This is a genomic window from Salinisphaera orenii subsp. orenii MK-B5, from assembly GCF_003788635.1.
GTDB lineage: Bacteria > Pseudomonadota > Gammaproteobacteria > Nevskiales > Salinisphaeraceae > Salinisphaera > Salinisphaera orenii.
In genome coordinates, this window is sequence record NZ_AYKH01000033.1 from 1 (window position 1) to 2,798 (window position 2,798).

The window sequence follows — 2,798 nt, forward strand, 5'->3', positions numbered from 1 at the left end:
CGTTCCTCCAGCGCTTCCCTCATGCCCTCGCTGCCGGCCCTGACCGTGTTCGTGCCCACCTTCGTGCTCGTCTCGCTCACGCCCGGGATGTGCATGATGCTGTCGCTGAGTCTGGGCATGCGCCTGGGCGTGCGACGCACGCTGCCGATGATGGCCGGCGAGCTCGCCGGTGTCGGGCTGGTGGCGGTGGCCGCGGTGGTGGGTGCGGCCGCGCTCATGCTCCGCTATCCGGCGGCGTTCATGCTGCTGAAGTGGGGCGGCGGCGCCTATCTGGTCTATCTGGGAGTGATGATGTGGCGCGATCGCGGGCCCGCCGGGGCCGTCGAAGCGGACTCGCGCACGACCGGCACGGGCCCGGCGAACCTGGCCGTCCAGGGCTTTGTGACCGCGGTCGCCAACCCCAAGGGCTGGGCCTTCTTCATCGCCCTGCTGCCGCCGTTTCTCGAGGCGTCGCAGCCGCTGGCGCCGCAGCTCGCACTGCTGGTCGGGCTGATTCTCGGCATCGAGTTCTGCAGCCTGCTGCTCTATGCCGGTGGCGGCCAGCTGGTGCGCGATTTTCTCCACCAGCGGCGCAACGTCGTGCTGCTCAACCGCGTTGCCGGCACGCTGATGGCGGCCGTGGGCGTCTGGCTGGCGCTGGACTGAGACCCGCGTCGTCTCCAGCCGGGGCGGCGTCAGCGCGCGGCGTCGATGGCCTCGCAGAGCCGCCGGGCGCCGTCGAGCAGGCGCAGCGTCGGCCGCTGGATGAGATCGGGCGGCACGAAGTGCAGCTGGTCGTCGGCCACCGCCTGCAGTCCCGGCCAGGCGCGCCAGTCGTCCAGCCAGTCCGGGCGCTCGTCGCCCATGCCGCTGGCGACGATGACCTCCGGATCCCGGGCCAGCACCGACTCGATGCTCACCTTGGGCGCCAGCGTGGCCACGTCGGCGAAGATGTTGCGGCCGCCGCACAGCCGGATGAGCTGGCCCACGAACTGGTCGCGCCCCAGCGTCTGCAGCGGTTCGTCCCAGACCTGGTAGAACACGCTCACCGGCGCCCGATCGGCGTAGCGTCGGCGCAGCGTCTCGATGCCCGTCCGAAAGCGCCGGGCGGCTGCGGCGGCAGTCTCGGCGTGGCCGGATAGACGGCCCAGGTCCACGATCGCGCGGGCGACGTCGTCCAGCCGCCGCGGCCGATCGACGTACACCGGAATACCGAGGGTGGCGAAGCGCTCGCGTGTGGCCCGCGAACCGCCGTCGCCTGACGCCCAGGCGACCACCAGATCGGGGTCGAGCGCGACGACCGCCTCCAGGCTGACGCTGGTGTAGCCGCCGACCTCGGGCAGGGCCCGCGCCGCGGCCGGATAGTCGCTGTGCGAGACCGCGCCCACCAGCGCCTCGCCGGCGCCGGCGGTGTAGAGATTCTCCACCAGATGCGGCGCCAGCGCGACGATGCGTTCGGCCGGCGCGTCCAGCTCGATCTCGCGACCGAGAAAGTCCGTGACCGCGATGCCGTCGCCCGGCCACGCCGCGGGCGCGAGGCCGAGCAGGAGCACGGCGAGCATCAGGCGCGGCACGGCGTCGCCCACACGACGGCGGCCGATACCGGGCGATACGCCGAACGGCACAAGACCGTTCAACCCTCGCGCGACGCGTCGAAGCCATCCCCGGTCAGCGGCCGCCCGGCGCGCCGATGCCGGCACGACAGCCGTGGTGCGACGACGCCGATGACCGCCGATCTCCATCACAGAACGACGTCGAGGCCGACGATGACCGCGCACCAGAGCACGAGCGCGCGCCCGATCAGGGCCAGCGCCCGGCGAACGTCACCGTCGGCCGGCGGCGCGCCGCAGCCCAGCTCGGGGCGTGCGCGCTGCTGTCCGTGATAGCGCGCCGCGCCGCCGAGGCGCAGGCCGAGCGCGCCGGCGCCGGCGCTCATCACCGGCCCCGCGTTCGGGCTGTCGCAGGCGCCGGCCTGCGCGCGCCAGCAGGCCAGCGCCGCGCGGCGGTCGCCCACCAGGGCAAGGCTCGCCGCGCTCGCCCGGGCCGGCAGCCAGTTCAGCAGATCGTCCAGCCGCGCCGCGGCCCAGCCGAAGCGACGCCATGCCGGCGTGCGATAGCCCCACATCGCGTCCAGGGTGTTGGCCAGCCGATGGCCGACCACCAGCGCCGCGGCCGCCGCCGGGCCGCCGACCAGGCCGCCGATGGCAAACCAGAACAGCGATGCGAAGACGCCGTCGCTGGCGTTTTCCAGCAGCGACTCGATCACCGCGCGCCGGATCGCCGCGGCGTCCATGGCGGCGGTCTCGCGGCTGACCAGACGCGCGACCGCGCGGCGCGCCGCCGGCAGATCGCCGGCGGCCAGCGGCGCCGCCACGGCCTGGCCGTGTTCACGCAGGCTGCGCGCGGCGATGCACAGACTCGCCAGCACGGCGGCGACCATCCAGCCGACGGCCGCCGGCAGCAGGGCGACGGCCAGCGCCGTCGCCACCCCCGGCAACAACACCAGCAGCGCCACGGCGAGCACGCCGCCGATACGCCCGTGCGGCTGCAGATCGCGGCCCACGCGCGTGGCCAGCGCGCCGAAGCCGACCAGCGGATGCAGACGCCGCGGCTCGCCCAGCAGCCGATCGAACAGAATCGCGGCCAGCATCGCCAGACTCAACGCCACGCCGGGTCAGACCGTGAGCGCGGCCGCGACCACCACGGCCAGCTCCACGCATTCGATCAAGCCGCCGACGACGTCGCCGGTGTAGCCGCCGATACGGCGCTGCCAGAGCCCGCGCCAGGCCGCGCCGGCGGCGATCGCCGCGGCCAGCAGG

The 2,798-nt window shown here is 74.2% G+C and carries 4 protein-coding genes; 1 reads left to right on the plus strand and 3 read right to left on the minus strand.

From position 1 onward, the window contains the following. Positions 1–21: 21 nt before the first annotated feature. Complete coding sequence (locus SAOR_RS12120) at positions 22–645, plus strand: LysE family translocator (RefSeq protein WP_123631660.1); 624 nt, start codon at positions 22–24, stop codon at positions 643–645. Positions 646–674: 29 nt separating this feature from the next. Here the strand turns inward: SAOR_RS12120 and SAOR_RS12125 are convergent, their stop codons facing one another. The 3 genes from SAOR_RS12125 to SAOR_RS17405 all read right to left on the minus strand — a co-directional run bounded on the left by SAOR_RS12125 (position 675) and on the right by SAOR_RS17405 (position 2,797). Further along, the gene (locus SAOR_RS12125) at positions 675–1,541 is read right to left on the minus strand and encodes a cobalamin-binding protein (protein ID WP_123631662.1); all 867 of its coding nucleotides are present in this window, start codon (positions 1,539–1,541) and stop codon (positions 675–677) included. A 179-nt stretch (positions 1,542–1,720) separates the two neighbouring features. Continuing rightward, the gene (gene cbiB, locus SAOR_RS12130; protein WP_342782588.1) at positions 1,721–2,647 is read right to left on the minus strand and encodes an adenosylcobinamide-phosphate synthase CbiB; all 927 of its coding nucleotides are present in this window, start codon (positions 2,645–2,647) and stop codon (positions 1,721–1,723) included. A 6-nt stretch (positions 2,648–2,653) separates the two neighbouring features. Then, positions 2,654–2,797, minus strand: a complete 144-nt coding sequence (locus SAOR_RS17405; protein WP_123631661.1) for an adenosylcobinamide-GDP ribazoletransferase — start codon at positions 2,795–2,797, stop codon at positions 2,654–2,656. Position 2,798: the final 1 nt, after the last annotated feature.